The sequence below is a fragment of the Clostridium sp. N3C genome (genome assembly GCF_900095445.1).
GTDB lineage: Bacteria > Bacillota > Clostridia > Clostridiales > Clostridiaceae > Clostridium_AU.
Genome location: NZ_FMJL01000012.1, coordinates 1 through 15,642, shown reverse-complemented (window position 1 = coordinate 15,642; position 15,642 = coordinate 1). Strand labels below are relative to the sequence as shown.

General features: G+C 33.6%; 12 protein-coding genes and 2 tRNA genes. 7 read left to right on the top strand and 7 right to left on the bottom strand.

The window, feature by feature from the left end; all coding sequences use genetic code 11:
* Positions 1-12 precede the first annotated feature (12 nt).
* From glmU to purR, 3 genes are all read right to left on the bottom strand, one after another.
* The gene (glmU, locus tag N3C_RS05540) at positions 13-1,380 is read right to left on the bottom strand and encodes a bifunctional UDP-N-acetylglucosamine diphosphorylase/glucosamine-1-phosphate N-acetyltransferase GlmU (protein ID WP_074365072.1); all 1,368 of its coding nucleotides are present in this window, start codon (positions 1,378-1,380) and stop codon (positions 13-15) included.
* 190 nt (positions 1,381-1,570) lie between these two features.
* The gene (spoVG, locus tag N3C_RS05535) at positions 1,571-1,864 is read right to left on the bottom strand and encodes a septation regulator SpoVG (protein WP_074365071.1); all 294 of its coding nucleotides are present in this window, start codon (positions 1,862-1,864) and stop codon (positions 1,571-1,573) included.
* 100 nt (positions 1,865-1,964) lie between these two features.
* Positions 1,965-2,780, bottom strand: coding sequence for a pur operon repressor (purR, locus tag N3C_RS05530; RefSeq protein WP_074365070.1), 816 nt, complete (start codon positions 2,778-2,780; stop codon positions 1,965-1,967).
* Between the two features lie 279 nt (positions 2,781-3,059).
* Here purR and murC point away from each other — a divergent pair, with 279 nt between their 5' ends.
* The 3 genes from murC (at position 3,060) to N3C_RS05515 (ending at position 8,441) form a co-directional block, all read left to right on the top strand.
* A complete protein-coding gene (murC, locus tag N3C_RS05525) occupies positions 3,060-4,439 on the top strand; it encodes a UDP-N-acetylmuramate--L-alanine ligase (protein ID WP_074365069.1) in 1,380 nt (459 codons plus the stop codon).
* 472 nt (positions 4,440-4,911) lie between these two features.
* A complete protein-coding gene (locus N3C_RS05520) occupies positions 4,912-6,657 on the top strand; it encodes an ABC transporter ATP-binding protein (protein WP_074365068.1) in 1,746 nt (581 codons plus the stop codon).
* Positions 6,657-8,441, top strand: coding sequence for an ABC transporter ATP-binding protein (locus tag N3C_RS05515; RefSeq protein WP_074365067.1), 1,785 nt, complete (start codon positions 6,657-6,659; stop codon positions 8,439-8,441). Before N3C_RS05520 ends, N3C_RS05515 begins: the two co-directional genes overlap by 1 nt.
* A gap of 183 nt (positions 8,442-8,624) precedes the next feature.
* Here N3C_RS05515 and N3C_RS05510 read toward each other — a convergent pair whose 3' ends face one another.
* The gene (locus N3C_RS05510) at positions 8,625-9,989 is read right to left on the bottom strand and encodes an MATE family efflux transporter (protein WP_074365066.1); all 1,365 of its coding nucleotides are present in this window, start codon (positions 9,987-9,989) and stop codon (positions 8,625-8,627) included.
* A 152-nt stretch (positions 9,990-10,141) separates the two neighbouring features.
* Here N3C_RS05510 and N3C_RS05505 point away from each other — a divergent pair, with 152 nt between their 5' ends.
* Together N3C_RS05505 and N3C_RS05500 are read left to right on the top strand one after the other, a co-directional pair.
* The gene (locus N3C_RS05505; RefSeq protein WP_074365065.1) at positions 10,142-11,311 is read left to right on the top strand and encodes an iron-containing alcohol dehydrogenase; all 1,170 of its coding nucleotides are present in this window, start codon (positions 10,142-10,144) and stop codon (positions 11,309-11,311) included.
* A 245-nt stretch (positions 11,312-11,556) separates the two neighbouring features.
* Entirely contained in the window at positions 11,557-11,871 is a 315-nt protein-coding gene (locus tag N3C_RS05500) for a hypothetical protein (protein WP_074365064.1), read from the top strand.
* 56 nt (positions 11,872-11,927) lie between these two features.
* On the opposite strand, the gene N3C_RS05495 is transcribed toward N3C_RS05500, so the two are convergent.
* A tRNA-Pro gene (locus N3C_RS05495) sits at positions 11,928-12,002 on the bottom strand.
* A 434-nt stretch (positions 12,003-12,436) separates the two neighbouring features.
* Between N3C_RS05495 and N3C_RS05490 the strand changes: the two genes are divergently transcribed.
* Positions 12,437-13,783 carry a [Fe-Fe] hydrogenase large subunit C-terminal domain-containing protein gene (locus N3C_RS05490; protein ID WP_074365063.1) on the top strand — a complete coding sequence of 449 codons (1,347 nt, stop codon included), beginning with the start codon at positions 12,437-12,439 and terminating at the stop codon, positions 13,781-13,783.
* A 128-nt stretch (positions 13,784-13,911) separates the two neighbouring features.
* Entirely contained in the window at positions 13,912-14,565 is a 654-nt protein-coding gene (locus N3C_RS05485) for an HAD family hydrolase (protein ID WP_074365062.1), read from the top strand.
* A 120-nt stretch (positions 14,566-14,685) separates the two neighbouring features.
* On the opposite strand, the gene N3C_RS05480 is transcribed toward N3C_RS05485, so the two are convergent.
* A complete protein-coding gene (locus tag N3C_RS05480) occupies positions 14,686-15,432 on the bottom strand; it encodes a peptidylprolyl isomerase (protein ID WP_074365061.1) in 747 nt (248 codons plus the stop codon).
* A gap of 119 nt (positions 15,433-15,551) precedes the next feature.
* Positions 15,552-15,627 (bottom strand) — tRNA-Phe (locus N3C_RS05475).
* Positions 15,628-15,642: the final 15 nt, after the last annotated feature.

Sequence of the window (15,642 nt, the reverse complement as noted above, 5' to 3'; positions counted from 1 at the left end):
CCTTTTGTTTTTCTACTTATTTGAGTTTCTTCTTTTTACCCAACCTTCTTTATTTATCTGCTTAGCTCTTGCTATAGCTAAACTTCCCTCTGGTACTTCCTCAGTTATGGTTGATCCTGCTGCAGTATAACTATTATCTTTAAGCTCTACCGGCGCAACAAGATTTGTATTGCAACCAATAAAAACATTGTCACCTATTTTAGTCTTATATTTCTTTCTGCCATCATAATTCACCACTACAGTTCCACACCCAAAGTTACAATTGCTGCCAACTTCTGCATCACCTATATAAGTAAGGTGAGAAACTTTAGTTTTATCCCCTATAGTAGACTTCTTAATCTCAACAAAATCCCCTATTCTTACATTGCTTCCTATATGACTTTCCGGTCTTATATAAGCATAAGGTCCTACGGTGGTATTTTCTCCTATAGTGCTTTCCAATATGACAGAAGACTGAACTACGGTCCCTTCTCCAATGATACTATTTTCTATTCTATTATTAGGATAAAGAACGACTCCGCTCTTTATAACCGTCTTTCCTTGTAGAACATTTCCTGGATAAATCAGAACATCCTTTTCAATCTCAACATCGCTATCTATATATGTATTTAATGGGTCAATAATAGTAACTCCATTATTCATATGTTTATTATTAATTCTTTCCCGCATAATTCTTTCTGCCTGAGATAACTCTACTCTTGAATTAACACCAAGAGTTTCTTCAAAATCTATAACTAAAGCTCCTACAGCTTTTCCTTCTTGCTTTAATATACCTATAACATCTGTAAGGTAATATTCTCCCTGAGCATTATTGTTTGTTAACTTATCCAAACTTTCCAAAAGATTTTCAATGTCAAAGGCATACATACCTGCGTTTATTTCATTTACCTTTGCTTCCTCTGAGCTGCAATCCTTATCTTCTACTATTCTTCCTACACTGTTTCCCTCTCTTATAACTCTACCGTACCCTTTAGGATTATCCACTATAGAAGTTAAAATTACAGCGCTATAATTACCCTCTTCTTGAAAGTTAATTAGTTTTCGAACGGTTTCCTCTCTAATAAGAGGAGCATCTCCTGTAAATACAGCTACAACTCCTTTTTTACCTTGTAAAAAATCCTTTGTACACATTACGGCGTGGCCAGTTCCTAACTGTTTATCCTGTAAGCTGTAAGAAACCTTTCTGCTCTCTGTTTCAGCCTTTACCTCTTCTGCTCCTTTTCCAACAATAACATTAACTTCCTCTAAATCTGCCGCTCTCATTGTGTCAATAACATGATTCACCATTTCCTTGCCGCATACCTTGTGAAGAACCTTTGGTTTATCAGACTTCATTCTTTTGCCTTCACCTGCTGCAAGAATAACAGCACATTTATACATAATAACACCTCATTTTTGGATCTTTCATACTATACAAAATAGCTTTTGTAGCTGTTTTATAGTATTTTTTATATAAGGTTTTTACATCCTTATATATTATATTTTATCCCACTTCTTTTTTCAACCTTTTAAGTGTTTTTAGAAAATTCCCAAAAAATAAAAAGGAGTTAACACTCCTTTTTATATATCACTATTCTTCTACTTTTTCTGCAGCTTCTGATTCTTCTTCACTTTTTACCTTTGCATATTCTTCTAAAATTGCTTTTTGAATTTTTTCTCTTGTTTCAGTATTAATAGGATGTGCTATATCCTTAAATTCTCCATCTGGAGTTTTTCTGCTAGGCATAGCTATAAATAAGCCATTTTGTCCTTCTATTACCTTTATATCATGAACAACAAATTCATTATCAAAGGTCACAGACACAATCGCCTTCATTTTACCATCAGCTGCAATCTTTCTAATTCTAACATCAGTTATCTGCATTACAATCCACCTCCGTGATGCTTTATGCTATACTATTTCTCTATTCATTTCAAATTTCCTCTTTTTTTATTAAAAAAATATAAAATTTTTTGAAAATTGTTTATCTATACAGTTTAGATGGTAAAAAAACAGCCTTTCCTTCATCATTTATGCCTGCGTAATCAATAATTGATATATAATCTCTCACCAATTTTTTAGGAGTATCTACATTATCAACCAATATTCCTATGCCCACAAGCTCACTTTCAAATTCCTTTAATAAATCTAATATGCCTAGTGCAGTTCCTCCTGCCTTCATAAAGTCATCTATAAAAACACACTTACTATTTTTAGGAATAGACCTCTTTGGCAAGGACATGTTCTGAATCCTACCACTGCTCCCAGATACATAGTTAATAGTAACGGTAGGTCCTTCTGCTACCTTATTATCTCTTCTTACAATCACTAGCTGTACTCCGAGATTTTTGGCCACCTCAAAGGCTAAAGGAATTCCTTTTGTCTGCACCGTTACAACATAATCCACAGTACTTTCGATAAAATGGGATGCCAAAATTGCTCCAGCCTTCCGGATAACCTCAGGATTATACATAATATCCGTCATATATATAAAATTTCCTGGAATTATTCTACTAGTATCAGACATCATTTCACAAAGTTCCTTAGCAAAGCTTTTGCTCTCATCTTCCCCAACACCTACAATATATTTAACTCCTCCAGCAGCCCCAGCTATGGTTTCTACTCTTCCCATATTTAGGGCACTAAAAGCTTTTTTTATCATTACAATATCTTCACTAATAGTAGACTTAGCCGCATTAAACATTTCCGTAAAGGTATTTAAGTTAATTACCTTGTTTGGATTTTCTACAAGTATTTTTGTTATTGCCGAAACCCTATTGTTTCTACTGAACTTTTCCATATCATCACCTACACTAAAAGCAATATTTTGTTAAACAACAATACCATTATTCATATTTTATTTCAATCCACGAATAATATCAACAGTAACGTAGGAATTAGTGCCACAACACCCCGAACCTTATAAAATATATGTAATTTTTTATCTGTTTTTTTGATTCAACTTAGCTTTTATAATTACAAAAGAATACAGTTATCTAGTGTTTTTTTTAATAAAAATGTATATAATTAATAAAGAATCTATTTTTAAAGGTACATAATTATTCTAAGGAGTGATATTTTGACTTTCGATTTAAATAAAGACTACAATAAAAAAGTCCATTTCATTGGAATTGGCGGCATAAGCATGAGCGGCTTAGCAGAAATTTTACTTAAACACGGTTATAAAGTGTCCGGTTCAGATATGAAAAGTTCTAATATAACAGAAAGATTAAAAGAAAAGGGTGCTACCATTTATATTGGTCATAATGCAGAAAATGTTCTTTCCGCAGACATCGTAGTATATACCGCTGCAATTTCCCCAGATAATCCAGAGTTCATAAAAGCCAAAGAACTAAAACTTACTATGATGGATAGAGCAGAATTTTTAGGACTTATTATGAAGGGTCATAAATACAACGTAACGGTATCCGGTACCCACGGTAAGACCACTACTACTTCTATGATCTCTCATATTTTGCTTGACGCAGATGTGGATCCTACCATATTAGTAGGTGGAGAATTAAACTTAATCGGTGGAAACGTTCGTACTGGTGACAGTGAATACTTCATAGCTGAAGCTTGCGAGTATAAAGCTTCCTTTTTAAAATTCTATCCTTATATAGGTATAATTTTAAACATAGAGGCAGATCACTTAGACTACTATAAAGATATTAATCACATAAAAGAGACCTTTCAAAAGTTTGTATCTTTAATACCAAGGGATGGTTACCTCATAGGTAATGCAGAAGATGAACATGTTTATGATATAATGAATAAAACCAATACCTGCAATATAATATCCTATGGTTTTAATAAGGGAACCTTACAAGCTCATAATATAGAATTTGATAATAGAGCTTGTGCTTCCTTTGATGTTACTTATAAGGATACTTTCCTCTTTAGAGCAACTCTTAGCGTGCCTGGAAAACATAATGTTTTAAACGCTTTGTCCTGCATCGCTGCCTCTTTAACTCTAAAGGTTGAACATGAACATATTTTAAAGGGACTAAGCTCTTTCAAAGGGGCCCACAAAAGATTTGAAATAAAAGGCATTAAAAATGGTATTACAGTAATTGATGACTATGCGCATCATCCTACAGAAATTAAAGCTACATTGAGCACAGCAAAAAATATCCCACATAAAAGAATTTTTTGTGTATTCCAACCCCATACCTATACAAGAACCATATCTCTGTTAGATGAATTTTCTGAAAGCTTTTATGATGCTGATGAAATCATTCTTGCAGACATATATGCTGCCCGTGAAAAAGATACAGGTATAATAAGCTCCAATACTTTAGGAGATAAAATAAGATCCAAAGGCTTAAAATGCACTAATTTGCATAGCTTTGAAGATATAAAGAATTACTTAAAGAAAAATACAAAGGATGGAGATCTAGTGCTAACAATAGGTGCTGGAGATATAGTAAAAGTTGGAGAAGCTTTCTTGAGAGAGTAATTATAATAAAAAGCTCCTTAAATCCCTATATACTTGTCTATTTAATATGAGATAAAAAGGAAACTTTCTAAAAAAAGCAAAAAAAACTATTGACTTAGTAAAAAGGTAGTAGTATGCTTAAAAAAGCACTATAAATTATTTAAAGGAGGTAGGAATAATGTACGTAGTAAATTACGCAGTAAATCATAAAAATGTAAATAGAATGAACTTTAATAACTCTACATATACAAAGATGACATTAGCCCTATCTCTAGAGAGCAAGCCTTGATATAAAAGGTTGTGCTTTAATTAGAAATATACTATCATTGACTAAATTATGGTCATGGGCTAATGCCTATGGCCTTTTTAATTTTCAGTTTTTAGTCTGAGTATTAAAGGCCATGGATTACCATGGCCTTTTTTATTAAATATGCTCATATAGATACACATTATTTAAGCTCTACAAACTTTAACTAAAGGGGGAGAATTATCAATGAAACGAATTTTTAACTACGTACTAAAACATAAAGCATTGCTCATTATACCAAGTATCGCCATGCTTATGGGCATAATTGCTGATATGTTCAATCCATACCTTGCAAAAATCATCGTTGGCGATGTAATACAGCAAGGAAAAACCAATCTACTGTTAGGTGCCCTGTTAGGACTTCTAATGGTGTCAGTATTAAGAACCATCTTAGGATATGTTAAAGAATATCTATTTGATGTGCTTTCTGCAGAAGTAAATAAAGACATAAAACAGGATCTCTTTGATCATATTCTAACTTTGCCCTTCAGTTACTTCGACAACATGAACACAGGAGAATTGATGTCAAGAATTAATGAGGATGTAGAGAATATATGGAAAACTATTTCCTTTGGTTTAAGACTATTCGTAGAAAATATAATTTACTTTATATTAGCTACCTCACTGCTATTCTATTTAAATTGGAAGTTAGCTCTAGCCTGTCTAGTATTGATGCTTCCTATAGCTTATATAGCAATAGTATTTGAAAAGAAAGTTGGAACAACCTACGATAAGATTAGCGATCAAGCTGCAATATTAAACACCACTGCCCAAGAAAACATAGCTGGTGTTAGACTAGTTAAAGCTTTTGCTAGAGAAAAACATGAAATTTTTAAATTTTTAAGAATGAATAAAGAAAACTATGAGCTCAACATGGAACAATCCGGTATCGTTGCTAAGTATCTTCCTCAAACTGAGTTTCTAACAAACCTAGCTCAAGTGGTTATGATTATAATAGGAGGAATACTAATCATTCGTAAAGACCCAACAGGTTTAGACGTTGCCACTTTAGTGGCCTTCCAAGGATACATTTCTATGCTTGTATGGCCTATGAAAAATCTAGGCTGGCTCACCAATATGTTGGCACAAAACAGTGCATCAGCAAAAAAGATCTTTACCATATTAGATACAGATTCAGATATAAAGAACATAGAAAATCCTGTAGTTCCTTCTGAAATTAAAGGTCACATAGTTTTTGATAATGTAACCTTTAAATATAATGATCAGGAAGTGTTGAACAACATTAACTTAGACATAAAACCTGGTAGCACTGTAGCCATAATGGGAACTACTGGCTCAGGAAAGTCTTCTATTATAAATCTTATCGGACGATACTATGATCCCTCTGAAGGTTCTATCATCATCGATGGGGTAAATGTAAAAAATCTAGATCTTAAAACTTTAAGAAAGAATATGTCCGTAGTACCTCAGGACACCTTTCTATTCTCAGACAGCATTTTAGAAAATATACGAATAGGAAATAAAAATGCCTCCATGGAAGAAATAGCCCAAGCCTGTGAAATGGCTTGTGCAATGGAGTTTATACAGGACTTAGAAGAGGGTTTTGATACCATCATAGGCGAAAGAGGTATAGGCCTGTCAGGAGGTCAAAAGCAAAGACTTGCTATAACTAGAGCCTTAGTGAGAAAGGGCAGCATAATGATTTTAGATGATGCTACCTCTGCTCTAGACATGGAAACTGAGTACGAACTTCTTAAGAACTTAAATTCCCTTAACAAAAAAGCTACTACTTTTATTATTGCTCACAGAATATCTGCGGTTAAAAATGCAGACTTGATAGTATACCTTGAAAATGGACAAATCGTTGAAAAAGGTACACACAATGAATTACTAGCCCTTAAAGGAAGATATTATGATATATACTGCGACCAATTTAAGGACTTTGAAGATGTAGAAAGTGAGGTGGTATAATGGCTAGAAATTCAGTAAGACAAGATGAAGATATTCAAAAACACTCTAAAATAGAGATAACAAAACGACTACTTAAATACTTAGGTCCTTACAAGCTTAAAGTGTTCTTTGTACTTTTCCTATTAATCTTCGTTATGTTAGTAGGAATTTTAAACCCTTATCTCTTAAAAATAGCCATTGACAAATATATTTCAAATAATGATTTACGTGGACTTCTTCTTATAGGATTAGCCATGTTAATCCTAAACTATCTGGCCTTTTTGGCCTCAAGGAAAAGAATTAAAACCATGGCCTCTGTTACTAATAATATAATGGTAAACATCCGCCATGAGCTTTATAGCCATATTCAAAAGCTATCCTTTTCTTTCTTTGACAACAGGCCTGTAGGTAAGATTTTAGCTAGAGTAATTGGTGATGTAAATGCTCTGCAGGAACTCTTTAACAATAGTATAACTAACTTTATCCCAGAGCTTTTAGGCTTGATCTGTGTAGCCATAGTAATGTTCAGCATGAATTACAAGCTATCCCTTTTAGCTATGGCAATCCTGCCATTCTTAGCTGTATCCATGTTTCTTATTGAGACCATAAGCAGAAAGAGATGGCAGCAATTCAGAATGAAACGCTCCAATATGAATGCTTATACCCATGAGCAATTTTCAGGCATAAAAATAGTTCAAGGTTATGCTACAGAGGAGGATTCCTCAAAAACCTTTGCTGTGTTAGTTAAAGAAATGATGGATTCCTTCATACATGCTGTAAAGCTAAACGACCTTTTTTGGCCCTTAGTTGAAATATCATGGGGTATTGGTACAGTAATAGTTTATTGGTACAGCGTAAAATTAATAGGAATGGGTGTTACTGTTGGTACCGTAATTGCCTTTTCCTCATACATCGGAATGTTCTGGAGACCAATTTTAAATATTAGTAGCTTCTACAACACATTAATAACTAATTTTGCTGCTGCCGATAGAATTTTTGATATTATGGACATTCAGCCTGATATCAAAGATATTGAGGAAGCAGCTAAAATGCCTAAAATCAAAGGTAAAGTTGAATTTAAAAATGTAAGCTTCTGTTATGAAGATAATGTTACTGTACTTGACAATGTAAGCTTTCAGATCCCTGCTGGAGAGACAGTAGCCCTTGTAGGTGCCACTGGTGCTGGAAAGACCACCATTGTAAACCTAATAAGCAGATTTTACGATGCTACATCCGGTGAAGTATTAATCGATGGCATTAACGTTAAGGATGTTGAATTAGAATCCTTAAGAAGTCAAATGGGAATAATGCTTCAAGATACCTTCTTGTTTTCAACCACTATTATGGAAAACATCCGCTACGGCAGACTGGATGCTACTGATGAGGAAGTAATAGCTGCTGCCAAGGCAGTAAATGCCCATGACTTTATCATGAAACTTCCAAAGGGCTATAACACCGATGTTAATGAGAGAGGTTCCCGATTATCTGTGGGACAAAGGCAATTGATTTCCTTCGCTAGAGCTTTACTTGCTAACCCTAGAATATTGATTCTTGATGAAGCAACTTCTAACATAGACACTGCTACAGAAAGACTAGTTCAAAAAGGAATTCAAAAACTACTTATGGGTAGAACATCCTTTGTTATAGCTCACAGATTATCTACTATAAGAGATTGTAATAGAATCATGGTTGTGAACGATGGAAGGATAATTGAATCCGGAACTCATGAACAGTTAATGAAATTAAAGGGAAGTTACTACAACCTATATATGTCTCAGTATAAGTTCTTGAATGAAGGAGCTTAAAAAATTTGATGTAGTATATAATTTAGTTTTCAAAAAATTATAACGGGGAGCAATCCCCGTTTTTTATTTTTCATAAGCCACTGCACAATAAAAAAGCAGACAGTGTTATCTTATACTGTGTATTAATAAAACTTAAAGCTTTTTTTCTTAGGCAGATGATAAAAAATCCATCATCCTCACTTTCTAAACTAATGCTTTCTGATCCGTAACTAATCTCTTAGTTTCCCATACTCTAGTCTTCCATCTAAATAAGGCTATGACACCCCTCAGCCATTCATCGGACATAAGCCCTATCCATACCCCTACTAATCCCCAATTCATCTGTATTCCTAATAGATAGCATAAAAGCACCGATGTAAACCAAGGAGATATAATTCCTATCACTGCTGGAAAAGTAGCATCTCCTGATGCCTTTAAAGCATTTACAACTACCAAATTAAATACTCTTCCCACTTCCAACAAAATAGAATACCATAGTAATTTACTGGACATATGGATGATATCATTATTATCTGTTAAAATAGATACTAAACTCTCGCCAAAGACTGCAATTATCGTTGACACAATAAGCGCTATTACAAGACTCAATCTCAAGCTCCTTATACAGGAATTATAGGCCTTATCATTTTCACCAGCTCCTACATGATACCCTACAATTATTTGTGTTCCTTGTCCTAAAGATATTCCAAATAACATTACAAACCATAAAATATTCATAGTATAAATTTTAGTAGACACCGCTAAGGCTCCCATGTTATTTATCATAGCCGTTATAACTAATTGTGAAACCTGATAGGCTGCAGACTCACCAGCAGAAGGTACTCCTATAGAAATTATCTGCTTTGACAAATCTTTTCTAAAGGGGAATATATCCTTAAAAGAAATCTTTATATCTATTCTTTTCATTATTACAAAGAATACGAATAAAAATCCTATAGACTGACTTACAGCTGTAGATATGGCTACTCCTGTAACCCCTAATACTGGAATGCCAAAGAAACCATATAGGAATAGGCTGTTTCCTAGTACATTTAAAATGTTCATTCCCATAGTCACATACATGCCAATCTTTGTTTTACCAAAGCTTCTTACTATTGCTGCTGCAGTTGTAAGCAAGGCCTGCATAAAGGATACACTACCTACAATTCTTAAATATGTAGCTGCATAATCCATTAATTCTGCTGGTGTATCTATAAGTCTAAGTAGTGGTTCAGCAAAAATAACTATTCCACAGCTTAGTAGCAATCCAAAGACTAAATTAATTAGCAGAGCTGTACCTGCAGCCTCAATAGCCTTTTTTCTTTGATTAGCACCTAAATACTGAGATATAGTTATTAATGTACCTATAGAACTTACGGTATATATTAACATAATCATACCATTTACCTGATTTGCTATCCCAACGGCTCCAACAGCATTATCAGAGTAATGACTCAGCATAAAAGTATCTACATTACCAAGAACCATTCTTAACAAGGTTTCTATAAAAATAGGCCATGTAATTACAATAAGACTTAATTTTTTTTCATTATTTATACTTTGATCCAAAGTTCCACCTCTTTTTTCTATGAATGCTCAAAACATACCTTAATTCTAGCACAGGTTCTTGATAAATAAATAGACATTCTTATAAAGATAGATTCCATATTTATTGAAAAGCAGGTATAATTAATATAAGAGGAATTATAGGGAGTGATGGAATGGACAATTTTATATTTCATAATCCTACTAAAATTATATTTGGTAAATCTACCGAAAATAAGGTTGGTAACGAAGTAAAAAAATATAGTAATAAAGTATTACTTTGCTATGGTGGCGGTAGCATTAAAAAAACAGGATTATATGATAGAGTAATAAACTCATTGAAGGAAAACAAGATAGAATACATTGAATTATCTGGAGTAAAGCCTAATCCTAGATTAAGCCTTGTTAGGCAAGGGATAAAACTCTGCAGAGAAGAAGATATTAATTTTATTCTTGCAATAGGTGGTGGAAGTGTTATAGACACAGCTAAAGCCATTGCTGTAGGTGTTCCTTATGAAGGAGACGTATGGGACTTTTATATGGGTAAAGCTAAAGTTAAAGCAGCTCTTCCGGTAGGTACTATATTGACAATACCTGCTGCCGGTAGCGAAGCCAGCAATAGCTCTGTTATCACTAATGAAGAAGGCTGGTATAAAAAAGGTCTAACCAGTAATTATATTTTACCAGTATTCTCTATTTTAAACCCAGAGCTAACCTATAGCTTACCAGCTTATCAAACCGCCTGTGGCGCCGCAGATATGATGGCTCATATTATGGAAAGATACTTTACAAACACAGAAAATGTAGAACTTACGGACAGGCTATGTGAAGCAACCTTAAAAACTATTATAAACAATGTACCAAAAGCAATAGAAGCTCCTGAAGATTACAACTACAGGGCTGAAATTATGTGGTCTGCTACTATTGCCCATAATAATTTATTAAATACTGGTCGCATTGGTGATTGGGCTTCTCATGATATTGAACACGAACTTAGTGCTTTATATGATATTGCTCACGGTGCAGGATTAGCAATCATATTCCCTGCTTGGATGAAGTATGTATATACCCATGATTTAAATCGTTTTCTTCAGTTCTCCACTCGAGTTTGGGATGTGGATATTCACTTCTCCTCACCTGAAGAAATTGCTTTAGAGGGAATAAACCGAATGATAGAATTTTTCAAAAGCATCGGTCTACCAGTAAGTCTAACAGAAGTAGGCATCAATGATGATAAATTCGAAGAAATGGCGGACAAGTGTACTAACTTTGGACAACATACTGTAGGTAACTTTGTCAAGCTTAACAGAGAGGATATAATTAATATTTATAAGTTAGCAAAATAATTTTTATTAACTATTAATGGTAAATGTTTACATCATTATTGCTTAAAAGATAAAATTTATAAGCTTCAGCTTTGCTGAAGCTTTTTTCATACCTAATATAATTAACAAGACATTGCATAAGAATACTAATAATTACAAAGAATATCAATATAAAGATGCCCTACTATGATGTTAATAGTATCATAACCTCCCGCCATAGGAAGAATTAAGATTTTAAAAAGCTTAAGCAAGGAAGGAGATTTATCATGACTAACTTCTTAATATCTGCTGGCGCAAACGCAATTCTTATATTTATTTTCTTTTTTATTTTTAAAGCTATTATAAGCGGTCCAACACGACATCGAATATATGAAAAAATAATGAGCTCCTTTGCAAAGTTTATAATCTATATATTTCTAGCTTCACTAATAATAACAGGAGGAACCACCTACATTTTACGCAGAACAAGAAATATGGCTTACATAAATATCATAGCACCAGCCCTAGTATCTGTTTTAGTAGGCTTTGTAGCCTCAACAGTACCGACAAAGGGAACAGAAGATAAGAAAAGTAACTCTTAAAAATAAAAAAGTTCAGATCTAAATCTGAACTTTTTTATTTTTATTATTAATTTTCTTGGTCGGGGCGACAAGATTCGAACTTGCGACCTCATGCTCCCGAAGCACGCGCGCTACCCCTGCGCTACGCCCCGTTTTATCAATTTAATGATAATATTTTATCACAGCAAAAAAATACTATCAATATTATTTATGCAATATACAAAAGTTTTATAAATGAATAGTAAATAAAAAAATAATAGTGGCAACCTAGTCCGTCGCCACTTTTTATAGTTATACCACCAATTACTATCTTTCTTCCTCGCACTTGATTCCTTCCTCTAATTGATCTGCTCTTCCTGCAGCCTTGCATAAGGCTATTGTAAAAATAGTCACAAATAATACTAAGAATAAAAAACAACACAAAGCTATCACCACTCTTCAGTATTAGTATTTTAATTTATCTTTCCATAAAAGTATTGAGATTATTCATACAAATATTTTTTGCTACCATAATTTAAAATTATAATTTTGGATATACTTAAAATATGATATAGTTAAATTATTACTTATATTAGGAGTGATTAAATTGCATGACAAACATAAGGAATTGTTTAAAAAAATAGTTAAGGCATATTATGATGATAACTTTGAAGAAAGTATAAAAAAAATAATGGAGGAAGAAGACATTAACAAATCTCAGCTTTGCAAAACTATATCTATGCTTTGCGGAGTAGACTTGGATTATGATGAAAATTACATAGAAAACTTAAAAAAGGCTATTTCAGCCTATCAACTTGAACATAAGGTAGTGGATAGGGTATCAGACTGCGATTGTAACTGCAAAGGCGAGGATGGTAAGACAAATTGTCAACGCACTTGTCCATTTGACGCTATTTTAACTAATCCTGAAACAGGCAAAACCTATTTGGATGTAGAAAAGTGTCAGGATTGTGGTACTTGTGTTGAGGCCTGTGAAAATGGTCATATCATGGATAGGGCTGAATTTATTCCATTCGCTCACTTACTAAAAGAAAAAGTTCCGGTACTAGCAGCAGTAGCTCCTGCTATATATGGACAGTTTGGTGAAAATGTAACCTTAAACCAATTAAGAACTGCTTTCAAGAGAATAGGCTTTACAGATATGTTTGAAGTAGCTTTCTTCGCAGACATGTTAACCCTTAAGGAAGCGGTTGAATTTAATCATCATGTAAATGATAAAAAAGACTTCCTCATAACTTCCTGCTGTTGTCCAATGTGGGTGGCTATGATTCGTAAAGTATACAACAATATGGTTAAGCATGTTTCTCCTTCCGTATCTCCAATGATAGCTGCCGGAAGAGTGTTAAAAAAGCTTAATCCTGAAGCAAAGGTAGTATTTATAGGCCCTTGTATTGCTAAAAAAGCTGAAGCTAAGGAAAAGGATCTCCTTGGAGATATCGACTATGTCTTAACCTTCGAAGAGTTAAAGGTTATTTTTGAAGCCTTAGGAATAAACCCCGCAGAGTTACCAGAAACACCTACAAAAGAATATGCCTCTCGCGGTGGTCGATTATATGGAAGAACAGCCGGTGTATCTACTGCTGTTAGTGAAGCTGTAGAAAGACTTTTCCCAAACAAACGTGAAAAGGTACGTACTGTTCAAGCTCATGGAGTTGTCAACTGCAAAGAGTTGTTAGCAAAACTCCAAAATGGAGAAATTGATGCTAACTTTATAGAGGGTATGGGCTGCGTTGGAGGCTGTGTAGGTGGTCCTAAACGTATAATACCTATGGAAGTAGGAAGAGATAGATTAAATGAACTTTGCGACAACTCTGAAATTAAAGTTTCTGTAGATAGTGAACGTATGATAGATGTATTGAAACGAATAGGTATAAACTCCATAGATGATATTATAGAAGGAAATAAGACTAAGATATTAGAAAGAACCTTTTAGTTTTAGCTTTTATCCATGCTCAAAAATGCGAATCTTCCTCATACTTAACTATATGAAAGCTAATAATCATATATAACATAAAAAGCCCTCTAGGGCTTTTTATGTTATAATAGTTATGAGGTGATTCAATGCTAACAAATATTAAAGCTACAATTTTTGATTTAGATGGAACTTTAATCGATTCTATGTGGGTATGGGAAAAAATTGACGTAGACTACCTTCAAGCAAAAGGCTTTCAAATGCCTAAAGGTTTTAGAGACGATATAGCACACCTAAGCTTTGAAGAAACAGCAGTATACTTTAAAAAACGATTTAATTTAGAAGATTCCTTAGAAAAAATAAAGGATGATTGGCACAATATGGCTATTGGCGAATACAGCAACAATGTAAAATTGAAAAAAGGGGCAAAAGAGTTTTTAACCTACTTAAAAAACAACGGTATAAAAATAGGACTAGCTACTAGCAACTATGAGCCTTTAATTTCTATAGTACTAAATAAAAATGGCATAGCTGATCTTTTCGATGCCATAACAACAACTAGTGAAGTTTCAAAGGGAAAGGACTTTCCTGATGTATATCTTCTTGCTGCTGAAAAATTGGCTGTTAATCCTTCCGAATGCATAGTATTTGAGGACATACTCCCTGCTATATTAGGAGCCAAAACCGCTGGAATGAAAGTAGTAGGTGTACTAGATCAGGCTGCCCGTCACCAATGGGATGAAATATTAAAAACTGCAGATAAAACTATTACAGATTTTATTGAATTAAAGGAAGCAGTTTAGTAAAATTATAAATCTTATAAGAGGATTTCTGTAAGTATATAATTAAAGCTTGTTCTTAGCTTTATTGCTAAAAACAAGCTTATTTTCATTTTTATACTTTTAATTGATGAACCTATCAGATTACTTATATTCCACAGTATACTTATTCTTTAATGTACTAACAAAATCTGTGTACACCATTTGCTGCTTTGCATTTAATAATCCATTTAAGATTTCATCCTTAACCTCCTCAAAGCTTTTGAGGTATGCAGGCTTTCTATCTATCACTTGGATTATATGATAACCAAACTCTGTTTTTACTGGTTCGCTAATTTCTCCTACCTCTAGACCAAAAGCTGCTTTCTCAAACTCAGGAACCATTCTACCCTTAGTGAAATATCCTAGTTCTCCTCCCTTTGCTTTAGATGGACAAACTGAATACTCTTTTGCTACCTCTGCAAAATCCATACCTTCCTTAACTTTATCATATGCTTCTTTAGCTTTTTCCAAATCTCCATTCAATATATGTCTAGCATTTATACTTTCTTCTTGTAAAAATCTACTCATATTATCTTTATAAAAAGCTTCTGCTTCTTCTACAGTTACCTTCGCCTGATCCATAACCTTACTTACTGCATATCTAGTTAACAACTCTCTTTTTGTATTTTCAAGCTCAACTAAAAATTCTGTATTCTGGTCTAACTTACTTTCTACAGCGTAAGTATGTATCAATACAGAAATAATCATTTGATCAAGTAATTGTTTTTTACCCTCTTCAGTGGCCAAAAATTGCTGTCTATCTTTAGGAAATCTTGATATAGTTGCATTAAGATCGTTTTCTGTAATCTCAATACCTTCAACTACCGCTAAAACCTTATTATTTGTCATAAAAAAAATCTCCTTTATTTTAATATATCCATTTAATTGTAACATTCCCTATATGAGCTGTCAATTTTACTTAAAGATCTTATAAAATAAAAAGCTTGAGTTAATAACTCAAGCTTTCTTGGTGGCCAGACCAGGAATCGAACCAGGGACACGAGGATTTTCAGTCCTCTGCTCTACCGACTGAGCTATCTGGCCTTATACTAACCTGGC

What these genes read in the sequence shown, in the direction of transcription:
- glmU (WP_074365072.1), bottom strand. Translation starts at nt 1,380, where the DNA reads ATGTATAAATGTGCTGTTATTCTTGCAGCAGGTGAAGGCAAAAGAATG.
- spoVG (WP_074365071.1), bottom strand. Translation starts at nt 1,864, where the DNA reads ATGCAGATAACTGATGTTAGAATTAGAAAGATTGCAGCTGATGGTAAA.
- purR (WP_074365070.1), bottom strand. Translation starts at nt 2,780, where the DNA reads ATGGAAAAGTTCAGTAGAAACAATAGGGTTTCGGCAATAACAAAAATA.
- N3C_RS05520 (WP_074365068.1), top strand. Translation starts at nt 4,912, where the DNA reads ATGAAACGAATTTTTAACTACGTACTAAAACATAAAGCATTGCTCATT.
- N3C_RS05515 (WP_074365067.1), top strand. Translation starts at nt 6,657, where the DNA reads ATGGCTAGAAATTCAGTAAGACAAGATGAAGATATTCAAAAACACTCT.
- N3C_RS05505 (WP_074365065.1), top strand. Translation starts at nt 10,142, where the DNA reads ATGGACAATTTTATATTTCATAATCCTACTAAAATTATATTTGGTAAA.
- N3C_RS05500 (WP_074365064.1), top strand. Translation starts at nt 11,557, where the DNA reads ATGACTAACTTCTTAATATCTGCTGGCGCAAACGCAATTCTTATATTT.
- N3C_RS05485 (WP_074365062.1), top strand. Translation starts at nt 13,912, where the DNA reads ATGCTAACAAATATTAAAGCTACAATTTTTGATTTAGATGGAACTTTA.
- N3C_RS05480 (WP_074365061.1), bottom strand. Translation starts at nt 15,432, where the DNA reads ATGACAAATAATAAGGTTTTAGCGGTAGTTGAAGGTATTGAGATTACA.